This window comes from Streptococcus oralis, from assembly GCF_019929365.1.
GTDB lineage: Bacteria > Bacillota > Bacilli > Lactobacillales > Streptococcaceae > Streptococcus > Streptococcus oralis_BT.
The window spans coordinates 127,518-153,554 of record NZ_JAHZPH010000002.1; the positions used below are offsets into that span (position 1 = coordinate 127,518).

A 26,037-nucleotide genomic window follows, 5' to 3' on the forward strand; every position below is an offset into this window, starting at 1 on the left:
TACACCAAAAGAATGGGACTTACAACTAAAATAATAAAAAATCCCTGAAAGAAGTTTCTTTCAGGAATAAGGGGTTAGTTGATTTTTTCGACATAGAGTTGTTTGGCGATATCGATACCAACTTGGAGGTCTTCATCCTTGTTGACCAGTGTAAAAGTATTGGAAAAATTATCAAACTGCTTAACTTGGAGTTGGTCACCAATATGAATCTCATGCTTTTCTAAGTATTTGAGTAGATCAAAGCTATCATGAACCCGAGTCAGGAGATAGGTTCCAGCCTCTTTGGTATCTGCTAGAGGTAGGTTGTTGATCTCAACCAAGAGTTCTCCTTTAACAGGAATAGTTCCACCGTGGGGACAGGTTTGAGGGAAGCCAAGCAGTTTATCCAATCTCTCCACAAAGAGGTCAGAGACAGTGTGTTCTAGAACCTCAGCTTCCTCATGGATTTGATCGCTGGTATAGTCGAGATGGTGAACTAGAAAGACTTCAATCAACCGATGCTTGCGATAGAGCTCAGAGACCAGTTCGAGGCCGATATCTGTCAATAGATAGCCGTTCTCCTTGTCCTTGAGAATGAGATTTTCACTTTTCATGCGTTTGATCATCTCTGTTACGGCAGGTGGAGAGACCTGCATACGGGCAGCAATTTCTTTATTGGTGATTTTTTGCATTTCCGTACCGATTTCATAAATACATTTTAGGTAGTCTTCTTTATTTGGCGTCATTCGTTCCCTCTTGTCTTTTCTCTCCATCTAGTATATCAAAAAAAGCTAGATTTCTCTAGCCTTCTGCCGTAATGGCCTTGATTTTAGTCCAGTTCTTTCACTGCAGCAATAGCAGCTTCAAAGTCTGGTTCCGTGTTAATGTTGTCAACGTATTCCACATAACGGATGACATTGTCAGCATCGAGAATAAAGACGGCACGCGCAAGGAGATGCCATTCGTTGATCAAGAGGGCATAATCGCGCCCGAAAGAATGGTCAAAGTAGTCTGAAAGCATGATGGCATTGTCAAGGCCTTCAGCCCCGCACCAGCGTCCTTGGGCAAATGGTAGGTCCATAGAAACGGTAAGAACGACGGTATTATCAAGGTTGGCAAGTTCTTGGTTGAATCGACGTGTTTGCGTTGAGCAGATACCAGTATCGATAGAAGGGACAACACTCAAGACTTTTTTCTTTCCATCAAAGTCAGCTAGTGTTTTTTTAGAGAGATCGGTTGTCGTGAGAGAAAAGTCAAGTGCCTTGTCTCCGACTTGCAGTTGTTTACCTGTAAAGGTTACAGGATTTCCGAGAAAAGTGGTCATGAAACTACTCCATTCTTTTTTCTTTTATTTTACCGAGAATTGTCAGATTTTTCCAATGATTTGACTGGAAATTAAAAGATAAAAAAACGCCTGTTCATGTGAGAACGACGTTTTTTAATGAATTATTTTGACAAACCTTCAGCAATCTTGTCAAGGTTGTATTTCATCATGTTGTAGTAGCTGTCACCTTCTTTACCTTCTTCAGCGATTGAGTCAGTAAAGATTTGTGCGTAGATTGGGATATTTGTGTCTTGTGAAACAGTCTTCATTGGACGGTCATCGACACTTGATTCAACAAAGAGTGATGGAACTTTTGTTTGGCGAAGCTTTTCAACCAAGGTCTTGATTTGTTCAGGTGTTCCTTCTTCTTCTGTGTTGATTTCCCAGATGTAGGCACTTGGGACACCGTAGGCTTTAGAGAAGTATTTGAAGCATCCTTCGCTGGTTACGATGAGTTTCTTCTCAGCAGGGATATTGTTAAATTTCTCTTTGGCTTCCTTGTCCAGTTTATCTAGTTTTTCAGTATAGTCTTTGAGATTTTTTTCGTAGAATTCCTTGTTGCTAGGGTCTTTTGCAATCAGCTGTTTAGCGATATTCTTAGCATAAATTATCCCATTTTCAAGGTTAAGCCAAGCGTGTGGGTCTTCTTTGCCTTTCTCGTTTTGACCTTCAAGGTAGATGATGTCTACGCCTTCACTAACTGAAAAGTAGTCCTTGTTCTCAGTTTTCTTGGCATTTTCGACCAATTTGGTAAACCAAGCATTGCCACCAGTTTCAAGATTGATTCCGTTATAGAAAATCACATCAGCTTGAGAAGTTTTCTTTACGTCTTCAGGAAGTGGTTCGTACTCGTGTGGGTCTTGACCAACAGGAACGATACTGTGAAGATCAATCTTGTCACCAGCGATATTTTTGGTAATATCAGCGATAATTGAGTTTGTAGCAACAACTTTTAGTTTTTGACCAGAAGTAGCATCTTTTTTTCCGCTAGCACATGCTACAAGTGCAATGACGGAAAGAAAGAGTACAAGCAATGTACCTAATTTTTTCATTAGATTCCTCCAGAAAGGGTTTCCCCGTTATTTAATGATTTTTTTGTTTTTCAGTTTCAAGTATCGTTGCTTAGGAGAGATAAAGAAACTGATTAGAAAGAAGCTGGCGGATGTGAGCACGATGCTGGATCCTGCTGCGAGATTGAAGCTATAGCCGATAAAGAGTCCCAAGACAGAAGCGGTTGCCCCTAGGGTTGATGAAAGGAAAATCATGCTCTTTAGGCTATTAGCATAAAGGTAAGCCGTCGCAGCTGGGGTGATCAACATGGCCACGATAAGAATAGTTCCAACACTTTGCATGGCGGTGACTGACACAAGGGTCAAGAGCACCATGAGCAGATAGTGGTAGAAATTAACGGGCATTCCCATGGCTTTAGCCAGGAGCTCGTCAAAGGATGTAATCAATAGTTGTTTAAAGAAAATCCCGATAATCAAAAGAATCAATGCCCCCACACCAATGGTAATCCACATGTCCGTATCTTGGACAGCGAGGATATTCCCAAAAAGGATATGGAAGAGATCTGTCGAACTCTTGGCAACACTAATCAAGATGACACCTAAGGCTAAGAAAGATGAAAAGGTAATACCAATGGCAGTGTCACTCTTGATGATAGAGTTACCCTTGATGTAGGTAATGATGATGGAAGCCATCAAACCAAAGATGATTGCTCCAATAAAGAAATCAATTCCCAGGATAAAGGAAAGGGCTACGCCAGGCAAAACTGCGTGAGAGATGGCATCTCCCATGAGAGACATTCCACGCAGGATGATAAAACATCCCACAGCTCCAGCAACGACTCCAATGACAATAGCTGTGATCAAGGCGTTTTGTAGGAAATGGAAATTTTGCAATCCATTGATAAATTCTGCTATCATAGGTCACCTCCATTGAAAAAGAGTTTGCTACCGTAGGCCTTTTTGAGATTGGCCTCGGTAAAGGTTTCTTCAGTCGAACCAAGGTCAATTAATTCTCGATTGAGAAGTAAAACTTGGTCGAAATAATGGGGGACTTTGCTGAGGTCATGATGAACGATGAGAACTGTTTTACCAGCTTTTTTAAGGTCTCTCAGCGTATTCATGATAATCTCTTCACTAACCGAGTCAATCCCGACAAATGGCTCATCTAGAAAGATGTAGTCAGCTTCCTGCACTAAGCAACGGGCAATCAAAACACGTTGGAATTGTCCTCCTGAGAGCTGGCTGATTTGGCGATCAGCATAGTCTGAAAGTCCAACGATTTCAAGTGCATCTGCCACTTTTTTCCAGTGGCTGGCTTTTAAGGTGTGAAAGAGCGGTATGGATGGATAGAGTCCCAGTGAGACGCATTCCTTGACCTTGATAGGGAAATTGTAGTCGATATGGATTTTTTGCTCGACATAGGCAACTCGATGTAAAGATTTCTTGAATTCTTTGTCATCGAGAAAGGCCTGACCTTCATGTGGGATAATTCCCAACATACTTTTTAATAAAGTTGATTTTCCAGCACCGTTTGGACCAATAATTCCGGTAATAGTTGGTCCTTGGAGCACTAGTGAAATATCCTTTAGTGCCAACGTCTCTTTGTAGGAGACACTGAGGTTTTCGATACGTATCATACAGTTGTTTTCCTCCTGCCTTTTAATATACATTAAAAAAAAAATTAAGTCAAGTTAATTTTTGAAAAATTTAAAATAATAACTGAAAAATGAAGAAAAAGAGAGACCATTTTTAATTGCATTCCCAAGTGTTTTTTGCTAAGCTAAGAATAAGTGAAAAAATGAAAGCGAGAACAAGATGACACGTTATCAAGATGATTTTTATGATGCAATCAATGGCGAATGGGAGAAAACAGCTGTCATTCCAGCTGACAAATCTCGAACTGGTGGTTTTATTGACCTTGACGAGGAAATTGAAGAGTTGATGCTGGCGACTACAGACAAGTGGTTGGCAGGTGAAGAAGTCCCAGAGGATGCCATCCTCGCAAACTTTGTTAAGTACCATCGTATGGTACGTGATTTTGACAAGAGAGAAGCAGATGGGATCAAGCCTGTTTTGCCAATGCTCAAGGAATACCAAGATTTGGAGAGTTTTGCGGATTTTACCAGCAAACTAGCAGCGTTTGAACTAGCTGGTAAGCCAAACTTCCTCCCATTTGGCGTATCACCAGACTTTATGGATGCCAGAACCAATGTTCTCTGGGCCAGTGCACCAGGCACCATCCTACCAGATACGACTTACTACGCTGAAGACCATCCTCAGCGTGAGGAGCTCTTGACTCTTTGGAAGGAAAGTAGCGCAAATCTTCTCAAAGCCTATGATTTTTCAGATGAGGAAATCGCGGACTTACTAGAGAAACGATTGGAATTGGACCGTCGCATTGCGGCTGTGGTGCTTTCTAACGAAGAAAGTTCAGAATATGCCAAACTCTACCACCCATATTCTTATGAAGATTTCAAGAAATTTGCTCCTGCACTCCCTTTGGACGATTTCTTCCAAAAGGTGATTGGACAAACGCCAGACAAGGTTATCGTAGATGAGGAACGTTTCTGGCAAGCAGCAGATCAATTTTATAGTGAAGAAGCGTGGCCTTTGCTTAAGGCAACCTTAATATTAGCTGTGGTCAATCTTTCAACCAGCTATCTCACAGACGAGATTCGTGTCTTGTCAGGTGCCTATGGACGTGCCCTTTCAGGTGTTCCAGAAGCTCAGGACAAGGTCAAGGCAGCTTATCACTTGGCCCAAGGTCCTTTCAAGCAAGCTCTTGGTCTCTGGTATGCGCATGAAAAATTCTCCCCAGAAGCTAAGGCAGACGTAGAGAAAAAAGTAGCGACTATGATTGATGTTTATAAGGAACGCTTGGCCAAGAACGACTGGCTCACGCCTGAAACGCGAGACAAGGCCATTGTCAAACTCAATGTCATCAAGCCTTATATCGGTTATCCAGAGGAATTGCCAGAACGCTACAAGGACAAAGTCGTGGATGAAACTGCCAGTCTCTTTGAGAATGCCCTATCCTTTGCGCGTGTGGAAATCAAGCACAGCTGGAGCAAGTGGAACCAGCCTGTTGATTACAAGGAATGGGGTATGCCAGCTCACATGGTTAATGCCTACTACAATCCTCAGAAGAACTTAATTGTCTTCCCAGCGGCTATTTTACAGGCTCCATTCTATGACTTGCATCAGTCGTCTTCGGCCAACTACGGTGGGATTGGTGCTGTTATTGCCCATGAAATCTCTCATGCCTTTGACACAAATGGCGCTTCCTTTGATGAAAATGGTAGTCTTAAGGATTGGTGGACGGAGAGCGATTATGCAGCCTTTAAAGAAAAAACGCAGAAAGTTATCGACCAATTTGATGGCCAAGAATCTTACGGCGCAACAATCAACGGAAAACTAACCGTATCCGAAAACGTTGCTGACTTGGGTGGAATTGCTGCAGCCCTTGAAGCTGCTAAGAGAGAACCAGACTTCTCAGCCGAAGAATTTTTCCACAACTTTGCTCGTATCTGGCGTATGAAAGGCCGTCCAGAGTTGATGAAACTCATGGCAAGTGTCGACGTGCATGCGCCTGCCAAACTCCGTGTCAATGTTCAAGTGCCAAACTTTGATGACTTCTTTACAACCTATGATGTCAAAGAAGGAGACGGTATGTGGCGTTCACCAGAGGATCGTGTGATTATTTGGTAAGACAAAACCAAGGATAAAATCCTTGGTTTTTTGCTTGCTAGAAAAAGGGATTGAAGGTCTTTTCGTGAGCGATGGTCGTAGCTGGACCATGCCCAGGATAGACATCGTAGTTAGGAAGAGTGAAGAGTTGCGTCTGAATGCTATGGAGAAGTTGCTCCATACTACCTGTAGGGAGGTCAGTCCGTCCGATGGTCTCGCGGAAAAGAGCATCTCCAGTCAAGACTAGATGGGCATCAGGAAAGACGAGTGAAACACCACCGATAGAGTGGCCTGGGGTTGGTAGGGCAGTAAAACGGAATTCCTCAAGCTGGTATTCCTCATGAAAGAGAAAGGTGCGTTCTGCAGGTTTTGCGACCACATCTGCCATATCATCGTGACGAGGGAGACCAGAGAGGTTGTCGACAGGAGTGTAAAGCCAGCTAGCTTCACTCTCTGCTACATAAACTGGAGGATTTCCAAAAGTCTCACGAACCAAGTCCAGACTCATGATGTGGTCGTAGTGGGTGTGGGTCAGCAGAATCGCGCAGACGGGTTTGTTGATTTTTTCGATGGTCTTGCGAATGGCTTCCCAATGGCTACCTGGGTCAACCACAATCAAGTGTTGGTCCCCTTCTAGATAATAAGTGTTTTCATAGGCAACGGGATTCACGGTTTTATGGATTTTCATAGGATTTCCTCTTTTAAAGAATGTGCTGATATCAGTATAACACAGAAGAGAAGTCTTAGGGGATTAGAAAGTCCGTCTTTTTTGATTAATGGGCTGCTATCTTTAGATCCATTTTAAGCCTTCATAATTAAAAGTTTCAAAATGAAACCAGTCACATAAGTAAGAATATCATTCATACCAAATTTTTTAGCTCTTAAATACTGAAACGGGTTAATCATTACTGAGTAGAAAAGAATGTCAAAAAAGGGAAGAGCTGCCCCAAAGGTTAGAATTATCTGTCTAACTTTTTAGGGGGAGTACATCCAAGGCTTTTTATTTATCCTTAGATAGAAAAGGGTTTTATCCTTAATTAATTATCATAAAATTGAGTTTTAAGCTTGCGGTTGGCTAAAATTGTTGGTATAATGAAGGTATAAATTAATTTAAAGGAGATTCACATGGCTTTAATTCAATTAACACCAGAAGATCTACGTACATCTGCTCAAAAATACACTAGTGGTGCCGAAGAAGTAAGACAAGTTCTTTGTACATTAAGCAACGAACAAGAAACTATCAGAAGTAACTGGAAAGGTTCAGCTTTTGATAGCTTTGATCAACAGTTTACAGCATTGTCTCCAAAAATTGATGAGTTTGCGACCTTGCTTGATGAAATCAATGCACAGTTGCTTAAAGTTGCGGACATCGTTGAACAAACTGACCAAGATATTGCAGCACAAATTCGTTAATTTGTTATAAGTGGCTTTAGGAGGGCGAGAGCCTTCCTATTTTTTATGACGGAGAAGATTTAAAGTAATATGAGGAAGAATAGAATTTTTAAATATATAGGAAGTAGTCTGTTGGCATTAGGATTGCTTGCACTAATGGTTTTTTTGAATCTATCTGTTCAAAAAAATACGACTATTCATAATGAGAATAGTGCAGAAACAAATCAACAGACCAAATTAAATGTGGCTATTGTAAATGAAGATAAGCCAGTCTATGTTGATACAAAAGAGTATAATCTGGGTGCTAGTTATGTAAAAAATATCGAGCGTGACAATTCACAAAATTGGTCTGTTGTGCCTCGTGGAGTAGCTGATTCTGGATTAGAAAGTGGGAAATACCAACTCGTTTTAACAATTCCTAGTGATTTTTCTGAAAAAATACTCGATATTAACAGCATCAATGTTGATAAGACAACCATCAATTATAAGGTGAATGCGCAAGGAAATTTGCAATTAGAAAATGATGCAAATAAACTAGCAAAAGATATTGTTGCTGATTTGAATGGTCAGTTAGTCGACATGTATATGGCTAGTATTTTGAACAACCTTTATACAGCACAAAAGAATGTTCAAGCTAGCTCACAGATACAAGCAACCAATATCGGAAACTATCGTACGAACTTATATGGGACAGCTATCAATTCTAAAAATCTTTTCCCAACTCTCTATACTATGTCTAGCTCATCAGTTGACGCCAACAGTGCTTTAAAGACAGGTTTAGAGAGCTACTCACAGATTTTTGATCATTTTGATGTTTCACAGATTGCCTATGGCAAAAATTTTGCTACTCTGCTTCAGAATAGAGTAGATGAGAAGAAGAATTATGCGGATATTATCACCCAGCTTATCTCCCAGAGTCGGGAAGATGTTAAGGGCCAAATTGAAACCTATAAGGAATTAATTAAAGCTCAAGGTAGTCTGACTTCTAATATAGACGGAACACCAGCATCCTCTGATGGTACGTCATCTGAAGTTGTACCTTCCTATAAAACAGTAGCAAAAAGCATCAGCGAAGAGATTGAGAGTTTACAGACCAATCTAACAGATGAAAGAACCAAGTTTGAAAATCATAAAAAGGATATTCGTAACTTTGTCGATGAAAAATTAGCTGCTTATTATGAGACAAGTGAGAAGAATAATATCACTCTCGGTCAATTTTTGGATAAAGCTGCAAATAAGGACCTAGAGAAGGTTGAGGAATCTCTAAAAACGCAGCTGGCTTCTGCAATCTCAGAATTACCCAAAGAAGACTTTAGTGGAAAGGAATTTAGTGGTTTTGGTATGACACCGATCACAATTCCTTCTGTAAACTATACTGAATTAAAAACAATCAAAGAGCCTAGTGACGAAATCAATTCGACTGATTTGAAGAATTTGGAAAATCTGGCAATCACGAGTACGAGTGCTGTTGGACGAACAGGAACAAAGGCTAAGGTGTCATGGAAGGTTGGAACAGGAGTGACAGTTCACTCCGTCTCTTATGATGGTACACCGGTTGCCTTAGGTCAAGAAATTGATTTGAAGACGGGTGGGACTTTCAAAGTAGCCTATAGTGTTGCAGAGGCAGCTCCGACTCCAACTACAAGTTCAACTGGGGCTCCAAGCCCAACTCCAAAAGCGGAGCCAAAGACTGTTGATATTTCCTTGAATGATGTTCAAGCAGTCAGTGCTCCGATAGATGTCTTAGCCGTTCAGCAAGCAGCGGTTTCTTACGGACAAAAGGTTCAGAAAATAGCTTCTGTCTACCAAAAGGTAGAATCACTAAAACAAGCATACGATACCGTCAGAGGGTTAAAAAATAGTGATGTGTCTAAAGCATTGTCAGATATTTGGTTTGAAGCTATTAGTTCAAATCTGAAGAAGTATGAAGACAGCTTAACTGCACCTGCTAGCGATAAAGATACAGATGGTGCTAAAGAGAAAGTAGATAAAGCCTTGTCAGCACTGACTAAACTGAAGCCTGTTCTAGAACAAAATGTGCAGGATGTTTTGGCTACCAACCAAGAATTGAATAAAAAAATCAAGGAACAGTTAGAGTTGTACGAGCAGTTGGAAGATAATCTAAAGGATTTGGTTAAGAAGCAAGGGGGAGGCAATGCTGCTTTTGAAGATACTGATAAACAATTGACTGCCCTAAATTCAGAGTATGCAGCTCTCTTATCAGAAACTACGGGTGTGAAGGCTTCTTCTCAGAGTAATGTCAAAGCTGCAGAGTCTGTAAATGAGACTTTAGGTAATTTCAATCGTGAATTGTTAAACGCTCAAACAAGTACTGAAAAGTTGTCTCAGGATGCAGAATCTTTGATGACGCAGTTTAATGAAGAATTGACTAACAATGGAAACTTTGTAGAATCCTTCGTGAAGGTTCTGAATAATGCCTATGAAAATGGAGTACCAAACGAAGTATTACTGAACTTCTTATCAAATCCTGTTGCTCAAAATTCTACTTCCGTAAAAGCGACTGTCAATGTTTACCGTCCGTTTACATGGATTTTACTATTGGAGATTGTTAGTCTCTTTACGGCTTACCTGTTTGCAACTCAAAATGTTATTCGCAAAGTTAAAGATAAGTTCAAACTAGATAAGCTACATGATACGGATATTATGACAGTTGGGTTACTCTCTATTTTAGCTGTAGTGGTTGGTCTAGTAGTTGGTATTGTATCGAGTGCTCAGCTTCATGTTGGTCGTGAATACCAACCGTCATGGGTCTTGCTGATTGTTTTAGCTGGTTTGGTACTGATTCAAGGACAGTATTTATTGCTCAAACATTTTCGAGTGATTGGAATGGGTCTTGTCTTCTTTATGATGATTAGCTTTGTCTACCTATCAAATGCAATTGGGACAACGGCTAGTCTAACAGGCTTCCCAGCATTTATCAAAAATCTCAATGCTTTATCAATATTAGAAGCTTTACTCTCAGGATATTTTGATGGGCAACCAGCAAACATTTTAGCATTTGTTGCAACGGCGATTGTCGTAGCTGGATTGCTTGTTATGAATATTTTTATCAAAGAAAGAAGCTTTTGGCCTCAAGTATTTCAAACTGAGAAAGAATAGGAAATGAAAAAAATAATTCTTTTACTTCTTACCTTAGTAGCATGTGCAGCAGTCTCAATGGCTGCTGCAGATGATTTGAAGGATAATAGTCTCCAGATTGATGACTCCCGACTTGAGAAGAAAGAGGGATTAAAATTTGGATTACAGTCTGAACAAATCAAGGAGCTTTTTAACGAAGCGACTCAAAAGAAGTTGCAAGATATGCAGCAGTATCAAGAGGAACAGTTGATCACCGAAAGGGGCCAGCTGTTTTCTGCTATACAGGGGTCAGTGAAAAAATCTCCCGAAGAGCAGTTATTTCAGCCAAATTCAAAAAAAATAGCTAAATTTCAAACAAATATAGGCCAGGTAGAAAAAAGTGGATTAAGTGACTTTCTTCCAGAGATATTCTATATAGCATTAATTTTCTTGCTTTTTGGAGCAACGGGAGTGATGACTTATCGAGTAGCGGTAGAGAGTACGGATTGATTTTGATTTGGTGGCTGGTTTTTCCAGCTCGTTAGCGGTGAGGATTTGAAAGTGAGAGATCAGACAGGAGAGAAGTGAGAAATGGAGCAACATATCAATATTACCCTACGCTTAAGCGAAAGGGATGTGGATATTCGGATTCCGCGTCGGATTGAAGTTCGTCGCTTGATTCGAGAAATGGATACGATTTTTAATACGGGTCACAAGCGCAAGAAGTATCAACTACGAGTTGTTAATAAGGGCTTGTTGCTTGACGAGGGTAAGTATCTGTCGGATTATCCAATGACGACAGGAGATTTAGTAGAGATAGAGGAGATATAAGTGACTGAGGAAAAATTTGTATTTGGCGAGCAGCCATTTATCTATGAAAAAACTGACACGACTTGGCAATTGAGCCTCAAACGCTCGGATGTAGCTAGTCAGGATTTGCGGGAGCTCCGGCTTTTGGATTTGCATCATCCGCTCTTTTTGGAACAGACCATGGAGGCAGATGAGGATAGTGTGACGTTTAGGTATCAGCTAGAACCTCATGGCCTTGGTTATGAGGAAGTGAAGAGCCGAACCATTTCAGAGCGAATTCGTTTGGCCCTAAATGTCTTTGGTTTAGAAGCGGCTTTGGCCTTGCCGGTGACTTTTCTTTTGCATCCGATGAATCTTTTTATCACAAAGGATGCCCAGGCAAAGATTGCCTATCGCGGGGTACCCGGTCTCATGACCCCTCAAGCGGTCTCCTCAGAGGACTTTTTACGTCAAGCTAAGTGCTTTGCGGTGACTCTCTTTAGTGATTTGGATTTTATGGATCTCTACAATGGTTCCTTGGAGCTGGAAACTCTCCCAGACTTTCTTACGGACTTGTGTCAGGCTGAGGATATCGCCACTGCAGTAGCTGTACTGGATAAGTACTATGTGGAGAAGGCTGCAAAGGAACAGGCGGATCTCGTCTTGGTACCAAGCAGACGCCATCGAATCTTTAAATTGGCAACGATTTGGCTAACAGCGAGTGTCGTCTTGTTAGTCGTCCCTCTGATCTATCTGATTTTCATCCAAAATCCTTTTAAAGAGAAGTTATTGCAGGCAGATACGGCCTTTATCAAGGTGGATTACAGTGGTGTGATTACAGAGTTAGAAGGGATTTCCCCATCCGGTCTTCCTAATACGCAAAAGTATGAGTTGGCTTACTCTTACATTCAAGGTTTGGAATTTTCTTCAGACCAAAAGAAGGTCATCTTGAATAATGTTACTCTCAAGTCGGATGAACTGTACCTGACCTATTGGATTCAAGTTGGGCGTAATCGTTTTGAGGATGCCCTTGATACCGCGAAGCGGATCAATGACAGCGATTTGATTCTCTATGCTTTGACCCAAGAAATCAAGCAGGTTCGTGAGGATGGTCAGTTGTCAGGGAAGGATCGCGAAAGCAAATTGAATGCTTTGGAAAGCGAGTATAAGAAATACTGGGATAGTCGCAGTGCTCTCTTGACTAGTGAGTCTAGCTCAAGTGCGAACTCTGGTGCTTCCAGTCAAGCAGATAAGCCATCTGAGACCAAGCCATCGTCAGAGAAAAAGCCTAGCGCTTCCTCAAGCAATTAAAGGAGACCAAGGAGAGCATATATGACAAAAGAGATCATTTTCTATAGCCTGGGTCTACGCTATGAAGTCGAGCTAGGAGCTGATAAGACCGTCTTGCTTGGTGCAACCGAAAAGGCGCAGGTCCATCTCCCTCAACAGACTGTTCCCATTCAACTCAAGATTGATGGGGAGGATATTTTTTATCAGTATGGGGAAGAAACGGGCCTTTTGAAGGACGGACTAACTCTGGGGGAAGTCGTCTTTTACCTTCGCGAGGGAGAGACACGGATTTATGATCTATTGGACTTATCCGAGTTTCAGATTGCTTCACAGAAAGATGCACTGATTCGATTAGATGAAACGATTGACCTCCTACTCCAAAAGTCTCAAAATCAATGGAGGTTGACACGGCTAAAGGGCACCTTCTATCGAAACAATCGTTTGGAGGTAGAGGACCAGCAACTGCTTCGCTTTGGAGATGAGCTGAGTATTGGGGGAGTGACGATTAAACTCTATCCGGATGAAGTTTGGGTTCAAGGACCTGCACAGGTTGGAGACCAATTAGCCCTAAGAGAGCCCTCTCGTTATGGCTTTTATGAGGATTATCCAGATTATCACCGTTCACCACGTATCATCTATCGTGGGAGTGAGGATAAAATCTTGATCAATCCTCCAGGACAGGAACCAAGTAAGCCCAGTGATGAACTCTTAAAATTAATCATTCCTCCCCTTATGATGATTGGGGTCACTGTCCTCATTACCCTTGTCCAACCGCGAGGTATCTATATCCTCGCTACGGTCGGGATGTCAGCTGCCAGCTTGATTTTTTCAATCCGTGGTTTTATCAAAAACCGTAAGAAGTATAAGGCGGATAAGAAGGAGCGGGTTGACCTATATCATCTTTATCTGAGAGATAAGGCCATGGAATTGACCCGTCTAGAGCGGGAACAAAAAGAAGGGATGCATTACCACTTTCCGACGGTTCTGGAATTGACGGATTTGGTTGAGAGCTACAACCATCGGATTTACGAAAAGACTCCTTTGCATTTTGACTTCCTATATTATCGCTTGGGGTTAGGAAAACTTCCTACCAGCTATGAGTTGAGTTATGGCCAACAGGAGCGAAGCGGGAAGAAGGATGCATTAGAAGAAGAGGGCTATGCGCTTTATAGCCGTCATAAAAAGATTCCAGATATGCCTATTCCAGCGAATCTCAGCCATGGACCAGTGGGTTATGTCGGTCCTAGAAATCTCGTCTTAGAACAGCTCCAGCTTTTGGTCATGCAGTTAGCGACTTTCCACTCTTATCATGATGTGCAGTTTATTACCATCCTGCCTGAAGAGGAGAGAGACCAATGGTCTTGGATGCGGTGGCTTCCGCATGCCAAGCTGCAAGAGCTGAATGTCCGTGGTTTTGTCTACAACCAACGGACACGGGACCAAGTTTTAAACAGTTTGAACCAAATCTTAAAACTGCGCCGTAGCCAAAAAGAGGAAGCCTCTCATAAGGAGAGCACGCTTTTCCATCCCCATTATGTGGTTTTAGTGACCGATGAAAAACTGATTTTGGACCACGTGATTATGGAGTTCTTTACCGAAGATCCTACAGAATTAGGCTGTTCGCTGGTCTTTGTAGAGGATGTGATGAGTTCCTTGTCTGAGAATATCCAGACAGTGATCAACATCAAGGACCGTAATACAGGTCAACTGGTCATGGAAGAAGGTGTCTTGAAAGAGACGGACTTCCGTTTGGATCATTTCCCAGCAGATTATGACAAGGAGCGGATTGCCCGTACCTTGGCACCCCTCAACCACCTCCAAAACCTCAAGAGTTCGATCCCAGATTCTGTGACCTTTATGGAAATGTATGGGGTAGAGACCTTTGAAGACTTGCAGGTATCGAGTCGTTGGAAAAGGAACGCTCCTTATAAGAGCTTGGCTGTTCCAATCGGTCTACGTGGCAAGGATGACCTGGTTCAGCTCAACTTGCATGAAAAGGCCCATGGTCCACATGGTTTGATCGCAGGTACGACGGGTTCAGGGAAGTCTGAAACCATTCAATCCTATATCCTGTCCCTCGCTGTCAACTTCCACCCTCATGATGTGGCTTTCTTGTTGATTGACTACAAGGGTGGGGGAATGGCCAATCTCTTTAAAAACCTGCCCCACCTCTTGGGAACCATTACCAACTTGGATGGAGCCCAGTCTATGCGGGCTCTGGCTTCGATCAATGCGGAGATCCATCGCCGGGAACGGCTCTTTGGAGAGTTTGAAGTCAACCATATCAATCAATACCAGAAGAAATTTAAAAACGGAGAAGCGACTGAGCCGCTTCCACACCTCTTTCTCATCTCAGATGAGTTCGCAGAGCTCAAGGTCAACCAGCCTGACTTTATCAAGGAGCTGGTGTCTATCGCTCGGGTCGGGCGTTCCCTCGGGGTCCACTTAATCCTAGCTACGCAGAAACCATCGGGTGTGGTGGATGACCAGATCTGGTCCAACTCACGCTTTAAGATTACCCTTAAGGTGGCGGACCGTTCGGACTCTAATGAAATGCTTCATACGCCGGATGCGGCCGAGATTACTCAGACGGGACGCGCTTATCTACAGGTCGGAAATAATGAAGTCTATGAACTCTTCCAATCAGCCTGGTCAGGGGCGGATTATCAGCCGGACAAGGACGATATGGGGATTGAGGATCACACCATCTATCTAATCAATGAATTGGGTCAATATGAAATCTTGAATGAAGACCTATCGGGCTTAGAAGAAGCCGAAGAAATCAAGGAAGTTCCGACAGAGTTGGATGCGATTGTGCAACATATCCAAGTTTTGTGTCAGGAACAAGAGATTCCTCCAGTACCACAGCCATGGTTGCCACCACTTAAAGAGCGCATCGCGCTAGAGGAGCTGGAAGAAGTGCAACCAGCAGTAGCCTGGGCACAAGAGAAACCACTCTCTGTCCTACTTGGAATGGCAGATATCCCGCAGGCTCAGAAGCAGGAAGCCGTCTCTATCGATCTTTCCAAGGATGGTCATATCCTCCTCTACGGAAGTCCGGGTACAGGGAAAACAACCTTCTTGCAAACCGTAGCCATGGACTTGGCTCGTAAGTTCAGTCCTAAGGACCTGACTATGTACTTGATGGACTTTGGTACCAATGGTTTGGCTCCATTGTCTAAGCTTCCACAGGTGGCGGATACCATGCTTTTGGACCAAACGGAGAAGATCTCTAAGTTTGTGCGAATCATGGAAAAAGAACTCAACCGCCGTAAGAAACTGCTTGCGGACTATGGAGTTGGGACCCTAGAACTCTACCGTCAAGCTAGTGGTCAGGAAGAACCGGCTATTGTCATCCTCTTAGATAGCTATGAAGCCTTCAAGGAAGAAGCCTATGAGGCGGAACTCTTCAAGCTCTTGGTGCGCATCTCCCGTGAAGGTCTCAGCATCGGAGTTCACCTCTTGGTGACAGCCGGACGTCAGACTAACCTTCGTGCTCAACTCTACTCAAACTTCAAGCACCAGTTGAGCCTACCACAGAATGAGGCAGGTGAAGTGCGGGCTATCGTGGGCTCTACACCACTCGCCATGACTATGGAAGACATCAAGGGACGGGCTCTCATGAAGCGTGAAGAGGTGGATGTCATCCAGCTGGCACTCCCAGTTTATGGAGCCAATGACACCCAAGTCCTCAACAACCTACGTCAGGAAGTCGCTACCCTCCAAGAAGCTTGGACAGGACAACGCCCAAGTGCCATCCCGATGGTGCCAGAGGAGTTGACAGAGAGAGACTTCTATAGTCGAGCCAGCGTGCAGACTGCCTATGAACACGGCCTCGTGCCATTAGGACTTGACTTGGAGACAGTTGAACCCGTTACTTGGAACCTGGCTAAAGGCAATCTTCTTTACCTAACAGATAAGGAAGAGCAGATGACGGCCTTGGTGAAACACATTGCTAAAGGAAAACAGAAGGTCATCGTCTTGGCGCCGAAATTTTCTAAACTCAATCTTGAGAGATTTGGGGAAGAAGTCATTTATGAGGATGAGGTACAAAATATCGAAAATAGGCTAGAGCTTCTTGAATCGGAACTTCATAAACGACATCAAGAGGGATTAAAGGAACATGTAGTTACTATCGTTCTTTATAATATCACGGAAATAATTGGGGATTTAACACCTGTGGCACAAAAGAGACTAGAGTTTATCTTTAAACAAGGTTTCCTAGCAGGCTATGCTTCACTTGTTATTACGAACCAAAGTATTTCTCGTAATATTGAGGCTCCGTTGCGCCTAGCAAAAGGTTTCAAACAAGCTTTGATTAGCATGAGACTCAATGACCAAAACGTTGTACCCGTCGCAAAGAAACCTCTAAGAGAGACTATGTTAGAAAATCAAGTTCATTATTTTGTTTGTGAGAGTACATACATTAAGATTAAGGCATTGATGCGCTAAACGCTTGATTAAAGGCACAATCACGAATCAATAGTGAACATTATAATCGCGGAGTAAAGAAAGATGAAAAAAATAAAAATAATTTTATGGTTACTGATAGGAGGAGTTATACTTATGACAGCAGCATCGTTGACTGGATGTAGTTTGGGTGGTGAGACTATTCCCAAAAACAGAACAAAGGAACAGTACGAATTTGAAAAAACGTTTGAACCTATATTTAAATTTTTAGAGCAAGACAAGAAGGAGTTTAATGGATTAAAGCTTTACAAAAATAGCATTTATATAGAGAGTGGAAACGTAGAAAAGGATTATAAAGTATTCTTAGATACTAGCCAATCTGACATTAAGGGTGACTATACAATAAAAATTGGGGATAATAAAGAAACAGTTCCTGTTACTTACTCTAATGGGAAGTTAAATTATGGGTCGGAGGTAACTCCTTTATATGATGAAGAAATTCTTAATTTGGTAGTACAAAGAGATTATTTCGCTTCCTTGAATATAAAAGAAACCTTTAAGAGTGCAGAAACTGAATTGAGCGATATTATCTATGAACCAGAAAATCATTCTGACCTCTATAAATATCTTAAAAATAAGTACGATTTACCAGAGGATACAACCTGTAGAATCAGAGTAAGGTACTCTAGTCGAACAATCTATGGAATTTCAATACTAATGGAATCTAAGGATGAGGCTGTTCAGCTAGATTTAACAATCTTTAAACAATAGGGGGGAGTTTATGAACGAAATAGAAAAAAGCAACCGCCGAGTTGAAATGTCAGCCGTTTTATCAGATGCGGTATATGAATATGAGAAAGACTATACTGCGGGTGGTAAAAATCCAATAGAGATGGCTGTAGGGGTTTTGGATGATGCTGGCGTGGATAGTAGTAGTTATGAAATCGTAGACAAAATGTATGATCCAGATTCGGGTGTTGCTGCCATAGCGGTTAAAGATACGATGACAGAAGAGACTTATATCGCCTACGCTGGAACCAACATGAAGGCTGATGGCCATAAGGATCCTATTGTAGACCTTGCCATTGCCTTAAATGACACCTTGTACTTAAAAGAAAAAAACAAACCCGCCCTTGATTTTTATGATAGAGTGGAGGCGAGTGGACACTATATTAGCACAACTACTGGCCATTCTTATGGAGAATATCAGGCTGGAAGGACAGCTATGGAGAGACAAGTCCCCTATAATTTTGGCTATCAAGGGGCTCCTCAGTCGGTAAACGGTAAGACTGCTAACGAGATGGTGGCAGATAGAGATGCTGCTTGGTATGTAGAAGTTGTTGGTGAGAGTAACAATTTTGAGGAATTCAAACAAAAATTAGAGGCGAAAGCTAATGTAGCGAATTTCGTGATAACTAAGACGACTTTTGGTTTTAAGAAAAATACAGTTAAACTTCCAGACGATGCCGTTCTTAGGCAGTATTGGGATTATCTGTCTCATTTAAAAGATACTTCTCCTGAGACTTTGAAAGCTGCTAAAGAAGAAGCAGAACGAATTGAAGCGTTGAGGAAGAATTACAAGGGTTACTCTGTGACATTTTCTACAACTCGAGATACATTAACGAATATTGCTTGGGCTCAGGATGGGAAGGAGATTTCATTTGGAGGACAGGCGCTGGATAATAGTGTTGCAGAAACACTATTGGATAACAACACTTGGTTAGTGCTAAAATTTTTGGGAATCACAAGGGAAACCAAGTATCCTGGCAATGTTGTTGCGATTGATTTACCGATTCATCATAGTATGACAGACTATAGAAACAGTGTTGAAGCTATGGAATATACGAAGCAAGTAGTTCTGGAACAGTTATTTGCGGTTGATATAGATGGCGATGGTTTATTAGATTTTGCAGTGACTCCAGAGAATACAACAACTCGAGATTTGTTGAAAAAGTATGGTGACTCAAAAGAAATTCGCTTAGACACGACCTCTATGATGATTTTGATTACAAATCTGAACGCCAGTTTAGGACATGCGAAAGATTTGCTAGAAGTAGTTACGCGAACAAATCAGGCTAATGAGAATGTTATGAATAATTTATCGAGTCGTACAAACAATCTCAAGGAAGCTGTCTTCCAACATTTGGAATCGATTAGTTTGATTGAAGCTATAAAAAAGATAGATAAATCGTTCAGTGATTATGATGATATGAAAGGGACTTTTGACACTCTCAAAGCGTATAATTCCTACGACTTCTCTAGAAACTTTGATTGGTTAGGTTTTAGTGGATTAAATGACTATTTTGATAGTGAAGGGAACAGTTTTGATCATGGAGCGATTACATCAAAATTAAATAGTATGAAATCTAATAGTGACTCAATTCTACTCGATATTGAAGTACATAAAATGACTTCAAAAGGAAAATCTGAAGGAAATCTATGGGCTAAGTCAAATACATCTACTTACTTGGGGGTAAGAGGTGCAGAACTAGTCAATTCATTTGAAGAAATGATTGAGAAAAGTACGAAAGGTTTAGAGAAGCGTTCGCATTTTGGAGATGGGATTCCACAAGCTGTTAATGAAATTTTAAAAGTACTGGAACAAAACATTCAGACAATCATTTCTTGTATTTCCTATACTATTTATGTAGCAGAAATTATTAAAACGGCTTTAGAGGAGACCGATAGAGGACTGGCTAGAAATATTGATGACCTAGATTTTAGTTCGGTTCCAAATGTCAATACAAGTGTTTCCCAGGACTATAATACTTACTTAGAAGAAAGTGGAATATTTGATGATCGCGATGTCATCAGTGCTTTTGATGATCAGATAGATGTAAGAGCTGAGGATTTAGCAACACAAATGTCTACGTCATTTAGTAATTACCTAGATAGTGCAAAAGGCTATATTGAACAGACGAATAAAGTTATAAATACCTCAAGAGATAATTTAAAAGATCTTATCAATGATTTTCCTACTGAAATTTATTATAAGAACAAATTTGAGGATGAGGATGATAAAAAGTTTTATGGTATTGTGGAGTCCGAGATTTCAGTATCTGGTGCAATTCGAACAGCAGCTTTAGAGATTGATACTTTAGATATAGACTTGACCACAGCAGCTACAACAATAAATCTAGTTGTGTCGATGTTGGGAGGTTTCAAGCCTGCGTTCAGGAATGGGATGGAGGATGCATTTTATGGAGCAACTGAATTGAAAGGTGTTGTTCGTGCTCAAAAAGCAGTTGGGGCAGTAATAAAATCATTGCAGATTCGATTTACAAATTTCAAGGGCGATTTAGATAGTCTTGCTTCAGGTTCTGCTGTACAAGCACTGGGGTATAAACTTGGAGACATGATAAATCTCATGGGTAATGTTAGTCATGTAATTGATGACTGCTTTGGTGATGATTAAAAGTTAATTTCGATTATATCATCAAACAGGAATGTTATATTTTTCAAAATATTCAACAAAATAAATGGGAAGTAATACCCACTTTTGTAGAATTTCATTGCCCACCTGAATTATTTTCAGGTGGTTTTCTTTTGTATTTCTCTTCTTCTCGCGGTATTACTCACATGGTATAATGGATTAAGGATTGTTTCATCTCATATCCCTCCAGTACCCCAGCCATGGTTGCCTCCGCTCAAAGAGCGAATCGCACTAGAGGAGCTGGAAACAGTGCAGCCAGCGGTTGCTTGGGAAGAAGAGAAATCCCTTTCCTTCCTACTTGGGATGGCGGATATCCCGCAGGCTCAGAAGCAGGAAGCTGTCTCTATCAATCTCTCCAAGGATGGTCATATCCTCCTCTACGGAAGTCCGGGTACAGGAAAGACCACCTTCCTTCAGACAGCTGGTATGGATCTAGCGAGAAAGCACAGTCCCAAGGAACTTACTATGTACTTGATGGACTTTGGGACCAATGGATTGGCGCCCTTGTCCAAGCTTCCGCAGGTGGCAGACACCATGCTTTTGGATCAGGCAGAGAAGATTTCTAAGTTTGTGCGGATCATGGAGCGCGAACTCAACCGTCGTAAGAAACTCCTTGCGGACTATGGTGTAGGGACTTTAGAGCTCTACCTAGAGGCTAGTGGTCAGCAAGAGCCGTCTATCGTTATCCTCTTAGACAGCTATGAGGCCATCAAGGAGGAGGCTTATGAGGCAGAACTCTTTAAACTCTTGGTGCGCATATCTCGTGAAGGTCTCAGCATCGGAGTGCATCTCTTGATGACAGCGGGTCGACAGTCCAACCTTCGGGCTCAGCTCTACTCGAACTTCAAGCACCAGTTGAGCCTTCCACAGAATGATGTGAGCGAGGTGCGGGCAATCGTGGGCTCTACGCCCCTTGCCATGACCATGGAAGACATCAAGGGACGGGCACTGATGAAACGTGAAGAGGTGGATGTGATCCAGTTAGCTCTCCCAGTCACTGGATCTAATGACACCCAGGTTCTCAACAACCTACGCCAGGAAGTCGCTTCTCTCCAAGAAGCCTGGACAGGACAGCGCCCAAGTGCCATTCCGATGGTGCCGGAGGAGTTGACAGAGGCGGACTTTTATGGTCGGGCAAGCGTGCAGGCTGCCTATGAACAAGGACTCGTGCCATTAGGACTTGACTTGGAGACAGTTGAGCCGGTTACTTGGAATCTAGCTAAAGGGAATCTTCTTTATTTAACAGATAAAGAAGAGCAGATGGCGGCCTTGGTGAAACACATTTCCAAAGGGAAACAGAAGGTCATCGTCTTGGCACCGAAGTATCATAGCCTACCTGAAATGGAAGGTGTAACGATTATTAGTAACTCTGAAGACCATCTAAGTGGTATCGCAAGTATAGAGAAGCGAATTAATGAGCGCTTAGAGCAAAACGAAAGAGAACACGTCGCAACAGTAGTTATCTACAATTTAACCGAATTGGTGGGAGAATTAAACTCAGAAGCGCTTGAGGCCTTGGCTTATATCCTAGATAAAGGAACACGAGCTGGATATGGTTCAATTGTAATGGGTTCACCACTAATCACCAAGCATATCGATGTGGTTTCAAAAACTGTTCGCTCTTATAAACAGGCTATTTTAGCACTTCGTTTAAGTGATCAATCAGTTCTGACAGTAACCAACAGACCTGTCCGTGAGCCACAGTTAGAAGAACAAGAATACTACTACGTTTCCGATGGATTAGCAAGTAAAATGAAAGTATTAATGATATAAGGAGGAGATATGGGAAGAGCGGCAATACAATTACAGATAAATAATTACTATAGTGCGCTAAATGATTTAAATAGTCAAATCAGTAGATTGGAAGAGTGTAAAAGAGCACTTACAAATTTTTCGACAGATATAGAATATGTACTTACGAGCAATGAACATATTGAAACGACATATTATTTAGCAGGTACACCTTATTTAAATGAAACCAATAATGAAGAGACAATACTAAAAACAGCAAAACAAAAGCTTACAGCAAAGAGTGATGATATGGTAGCCAAATTGGCTCAGAAAATTTCAGAATTAGAGTCGAGGAAGTCTGGAATTAACAGCAGCATTAGATGGTTAGAAGCTGAAAAAAGTCTAACAACGGAGGAGTAGAGTATGAGTGATATTATAAAAGTGCATGATTTACCAGCAATAGCTCGTTATAGTTCGGCTGTTCAGGAATTTTCAAAAAGTGTGGACTCAGCTTCTAAACAAACGATGCGTGAATTTAATGAGAAGGCAGGAAAAACAGGTAGTTCAGAGGATCAAGGAGAGGCTATTAATGCTTTCTTTGCTCGATTAAATACTTTACAGAAGCAGGTGTTTCACGAGTTTCCTACGACTATTACTCATTTTTCCACGGCTTTATCAACATTTGAAGAAACTACAACGGCTGCCGGTTTTCAAAAGGAAGCATGGACTCAACAAACTGGTAATGATTCTGTCTATAAAAAATTAGATGGGGTGGAGTCAGATCAATATGCTAATATAAAAACAAAAGTTGATGATCTTCAAACATTATTGAACGATGCTACTACTGAACTAGGGATTGAATCAGAAGATTTAACAACTATAAAAACAACTGCGGGAGATGATTTAGCTAGTGCAGCGACAGCACGTCGTGATACTCATAACGCCTTGCAACAAGCACATGATACCTTATCAAAAGATACTACGGATGCAGAAGCAGAACTAAAAAATTTACAGACTAAAATTAAAAATGCTAGTGCGATTTGCAATATCCCAGCTTTTAGTATTTTAGAAGGAATTAGAAATGGTAGTCTTACTAAGAATAAAATTAATTACTTAGATAGTATTCAAACAGAAGCAGATGGTCGTGCGTTAGGTGCATTATTGAATAAACAGCCAGGAGACATATTAAACGAAAAACCTGGGGATCTTAGTGAAGGATTTTACAGTATTGGTGCGCAGGAGATGATGGAGTGGATTCAATCAGGGGATAAGGAAACTCTCAATCATCTTCTGGATGCCATGGGGAATCGGGATTTTTCTGCTAATCAACCATTTTTGTTAGAGTTTCAAAAGGCTGGAGTCAGACTAGGTGATGCTCTTGAAAAGGTTATGGAAGTTCAATATGCTAAAGACGGCACTGTACAGAGCAACCAGATGGCAGCATATAATAAGCATCTTGCTTTAACGGATAAGTTTGTTAGTTTGATGGAATCTCTTTATGTAATGGAGATTGGAAAGACCAAAACAACAAAAGGGAAATTAGCAGTTGGTGACAAACTATATGTCACCGAAACGAGAACAAAAATTTCAATTTCAGATATATCGGATGCAACATTTTCATTTAAGAATACGGTTGATACAAAGAAAACAACCTTGGAAATGAATATAGGTGGCTACTCTTATCCAACGAGTATTAGCAATACAACCGAAACCAAGGTTTACAAAATGGAAGAATACGCAACCGCTATTGGAAATAATATGGCAGAGAAACAAGCTCGGATTGGCGAACTTGAAAAATCTCGGAAAGATGCAACGAAAAATCTGGGTTATACCATAGCTAAGGGAGTAGGTTATTCGTTACTTGGTGTCTTTGCTCCGGAAGCGGTTCCTATAGTCTCGATGATTGATTCTCTGGCTACTAGTGATGCTTCTAAGTTCACTAAACAGTTCAGCTCAATGATTGATAAGAATATTACAGTTAAAGGAGTCGAACTTGAAGGTGGCTTTACCAAGACATTCTCCTATACTTTTGGTGTTACCTTGCCGATTGAAACGATACAATCTTACTTGAAGTATGTTGATCAGTTAAAGGGATATGACTTGGAAAAAGAAAAGACACGTATCTCGATGGTGGATGACTTTTTAAATCGAGGGAATACCTATCTCTTTCAGAAAGAAGGGAAGAGTTCAGTCGCGGTTTCTCGCATGAGAACACATAATTTTTATACAGCTCTCCGTTTGAAAGAGATGGACAATGAAGGGCTTGCCCCTTATATTGAATATGCACGCTCATCGAAGGAGTATACAGTAGACAGTAATAGCACAACTAAAAAAATTATTCAGGAAGCAATTGATAAAGTGAACGAGAGTGATGACGGTGCTAAGGTATCGGAGGAAATGAGCAAGTATCTCTTGGGAGAGGAGACCGATCTTTCTCTAGTCAATATGACAGCGGACCAGTTGGAAACATATAAAAATGTATTGGAGAAACTACCGATTTCTTCTGACCAAAATGTCAAACATGGCTATGAAAAATATCAGCTCTATCTAAACAACAAATATTCAGGAGGAAGTCAATGAAACAATACAGGAAAAAAATACTACTCATTCTAGGCCTGTTAAGTCTCCTGGTTGTAGTTACGGGAGCCTATCCTTTGTATCGTTATTTGACACATGATCGTTATAAGGTGCGAACTCCTGAAGTAGAACCAGCATCTTATGAGTTTCTAGCTGATAGACAGGGGTTGGTCATTTCTTGGAAAGAGGCTGGTAACAGTAATAGTCAAAGAGATGAAGAAAATCAAATTAGGTATAGTGAAGCTATTTATGGGAAACGATATCTTTCGACAGAAAGTAAACGCTTGATTCATCGTTTTGATGATAATCGCTTTGATGTTAAGAATCTGAGCTGGGGAGAGTATTGGAAGATACAGGTTTATGATACCAGTCAGGATGATTTGCCTCGCAAGGAGTATGACCTTTTAAAGGCTGTTGCGGATTATGATCCGTCATACTTCCCGGTTTCAAGTATTTATGTTCATTTCTTTGCGTACAACGATCAGGAATACCGTACAGTAATACTGCAGAAAACTGGAGGTAAGGATCTAAAGGAAGTTCTCTTTAACATGGCAACAGGTAAACTAGAAGATATCCCAAATAATGCTGTAAGAGCACGAGAGAATAGAAAGGTTTATCTCTTTAGCGTATTTACCAGTCTAAAGGACTACTATGTAGATGACTTTGGAACTTATGATTCTTCAATTCGTCTTCCTCAATCTGTGATTGAACAGTCTTCAGACTGGCGCTTGAAGGAGGAGTATCCAGCAGCCTATGACTTGATGACTAAGAAGAAAGGTGAACTCTATTTCTTGACTAACGAGACAGATGTTAAGCTTCTATCAGATATATACAGTCTCTTAATCCCTAAAGACCGAGGCTTGTTTGACAATTTGACGGTTTATGGAGAAGTGACCAAGGATGGGAAAGACCATGTGGTTCACTCTTATGAAGAGTTTATCAGTGTCTTAAAACCTAAGGAGGAGTTGAAAAATGGTAGTTAAGCGAATTCAGCCAATGCGAATTCAAAGCATTAAGGCGAGTATCAAGGTTTCGACAGATGAGATTTCAAAGGGGATGTCGACTATTATTGATGCGCCGGTTACAAGTAGTCTAGAGTCTTGTGCGGGTCTCGCAAAAACATGTATGGAAAATTTAGTAGAAACGGTAGACTCATTAGATGGCTTTATGAATAAGATTGCGGAAGCTTTTAAAAATATGGATACAGATTTAGCGGGATCTATTGAAGATAATGAGATGTATACAATCTCTCCACAGAAGTATACAGAAAAGAAACGAATCCAGCAGAAGATCTATGATGCCTCTATTTATAATGAACTCCCTTAACTATTCGCCAC

19 protein-coding genes and 1 pseudogene are annotated in these 26,037 nt (G+C 41.3%); 14 read left to right on the forward strand and 6 right to left on the reverse strand.

The annotated features are described in order from the left end of the window. Positions 1–74: 74 nt before the first annotated feature. The 5 genes from K1I53_RS04200 to K1I53_RS04220 all read right to left on the reverse strand — a co-directional run bounded on the left by K1I53_RS04200 (position 75) and on the right by K1I53_RS04220 (position 3,950). On the reverse strand, positions 75–725 hold the full coding sequence (locus K1I53_RS04200) for a metal-dependent transcriptional regulator (RefSeq protein WP_125416334.1): 651 nt from the start codon (positions 723–725) through the stop codon (positions 75–77). Positions 726–808: 83 nt separating this feature from the next. Continuing rightward, entirely contained in the window at positions 809–1,303 is a 495-nt protein-coding gene (gene tpx / locus K1I53_RS04205) for a thiol peroxidase (protein ID WP_125416332.1), read from the reverse strand. Between the two features lie 122 nt (positions 1,304–1,425). Then, on the reverse strand, positions 1,426–2,355 hold the full coding sequence (locus K1I53_RS04210; protein WP_223328513.1) for a metal ABC transporter substrate-binding protein: 930 nt from the start codon (positions 2,353–2,355) through the stop codon (positions 1,426–1,428). A 27-nt stretch (positions 2,356–2,382) separates the two neighbouring features. Further along, on the reverse strand, positions 2,383–3,231 hold the full coding sequence (locus tag K1I53_RS04215) for a metal ABC transporter permease (RefSeq protein WP_000559799.1): 849 nt from the start codon (positions 3,229–3,231) through the stop codon (positions 2,383–2,385). Next, entirely contained in the window at positions 3,228–3,950 is a 723-nt protein-coding gene (locus K1I53_RS04220) for a metal ABC transporter ATP-binding protein (RefSeq protein ID WP_223328514.1), read from the reverse strand. The genes K1I53_RS04215 and K1I53_RS04220 overlap by 4 nt, the downstream gene beginning before the upstream one ends. Before the next feature lie 178 nt (positions 3,951–4,128). Between K1I53_RS04220 and K1I53_RS04225 the strand changes: the two genes are divergently transcribed. Continuing rightward, positions 4,129–6,021 (forward strand): M13 family metallopeptidase, encoded by a 1,893-nt coding sequence (locus K1I53_RS04225; protein WP_223328515.1) that lies wholly within the window; start codon positions 4,129–4,131, stop codon positions 6,019–6,021. A gap of 37 nt (positions 6,022–6,058) precedes the next feature. Here the strand turns inward: K1I53_RS04225 and K1I53_RS04230 are convergent, their stop codons facing one another. After that, positions 6,059–6,688, reverse strand: a complete 630-nt coding sequence (locus tag K1I53_RS04230) for an MBL fold metallo-hydrolase (RefSeq protein WP_223328516.1) — start codon at positions 6,686–6,688, stop codon at positions 6,059–6,061. A 437-nt stretch (positions 6,689–7,125) separates the two neighbouring features. Here K1I53_RS04230 and K1I53_RS04235 point away from each other — a divergent pair, with 437 nt between their 5' ends. From K1I53_RS04235 to K1I53_RS04295, 13 genes and pseudogenes are all read left to right on the forward strand, one after another. Then, positions 7,126–7,413: a WXG100 family type VII secretion target gene (locus tag K1I53_RS04235; protein WP_223328517.1), complete on the forward strand. Its 288-nt coding sequence runs from the start codon at positions 7,126–7,128 to the stop codon at positions 7,411–7,413. A 69-nt stretch (positions 7,414–7,482) separates the two neighbouring features. After that, entirely contained in the window at positions 7,483–10,512 is a 3,030-nt protein-coding gene (gene esaA, locus K1I53_RS04240; RefSeq protein ID WP_223328518.1) for a type VII secretion protein EsaA, read from the forward strand. Positions 10,513–10,515: 3 nt separating this feature from the next. After that, on the forward strand, positions 10,516–10,980 hold the full coding sequence (gene essA / locus K1I53_RS04245) for a type VII secretion protein EssA (RefSeq protein ID WP_223328519.1): 465 nt from the start codon (positions 10,516–10,518) through the stop codon (positions 10,978–10,980). 81 nt (positions 10,981–11,061) lie between these two features. After that, positions 11,062–11,301 (forward strand): EsaB/YukD family protein, encoded by a 240-nt coding sequence (locus tag K1I53_RS04250; protein WP_223328520.1) that lies wholly within the window; start codon positions 11,062–11,064, stop codon positions 11,299–11,301. Then, the gene (gene essB, locus K1I53_RS04255) at positions 11,302–12,570 is read left to right on the forward strand and encodes a type VII secretion protein EssB (protein ID WP_223328521.1); all 1,269 of its coding nucleotides are present in this window, start codon (positions 11,302–11,304) and stop codon (positions 12,568–12,570) included. 21 nt (positions 12,571–12,591) lie between these two features. Beyond that, the gene (essC, locus tag K1I53_RS04260) at positions 12,592–17,001 is read left to right on the forward strand and encodes a type VII secretion protein EssC (protein WP_223328522.1); all 4,410 of its coding nucleotides are present in this window, start codon (positions 12,592–12,594) and stop codon (positions 16,999–17,001) included. Positions 17,002–17,115: 114 nt separating this feature from the next. After that, positions 17,116–17,730 (forward strand): hypothetical protein, encoded by a 615-nt coding sequence (locus tag K1I53_RS04265; protein ID WP_440138137.1) that lies wholly within the window; start codon positions 17,116–17,118, stop codon positions 17,728–17,730. A gap of 10 nt (positions 17,731–17,740) precedes the next feature. Next, positions 17,741–20,374, forward strand: coding sequence for an SA1320 family protein (locus K1I53_RS04270; RefSeq protein ID WP_223328524.1), 2,634 nt, complete (start codon positions 17,741–17,743; stop codon positions 20,372–20,374). Positions 20,375–20,563: 189 nt separating this feature from the next. Further along, a pseudogene (locus K1I53_RS04275) lies at positions 20,564–22,165 on the forward strand (FtsK/SpoIIIE domain-containing protein); the annotation flags it as partial. 9 nt (positions 22,166–22,174) lie between these two features. Then, positions 22,175–22,543, forward strand: a complete 369-nt coding sequence (locus K1I53_RS04280) for a DUF5082 domain-containing protein (protein WP_223328525.1) — start codon at positions 22,175–22,177, stop codon at positions 22,541–22,543. A 3-nt stretch (positions 22,544–22,546) separates the two neighbouring features. Then, entirely contained in the window at positions 22,547–24,703 is a 2,157-nt protein-coding gene (locus K1I53_RS04285) for a hypothetical protein (RefSeq protein ID WP_223328526.1), read from the forward strand. Next, on the forward strand, positions 24,700–25,683 hold the full coding sequence (locus K1I53_RS04290; RefSeq protein WP_223328527.1) for a hypothetical protein: 984 nt from the start codon (positions 24,700–24,702) through the stop codon (positions 25,681–25,683). Before K1I53_RS04285 ends, K1I53_RS04290 begins: the two co-directional genes overlap by 4 nt. After that, positions 25,673–26,026: a hypothetical protein gene (locus tag K1I53_RS04295; protein ID WP_223328528.1), complete on the forward strand. Its 354-nt coding sequence runs from the start codon at positions 25,673–25,675 to the stop codon at positions 26,024–26,026. Before K1I53_RS04290 ends, K1I53_RS04295 begins: the two co-directional genes overlap by 11 nt. Positions 26,027–26,037: the final 11 nt, after the last annotated feature.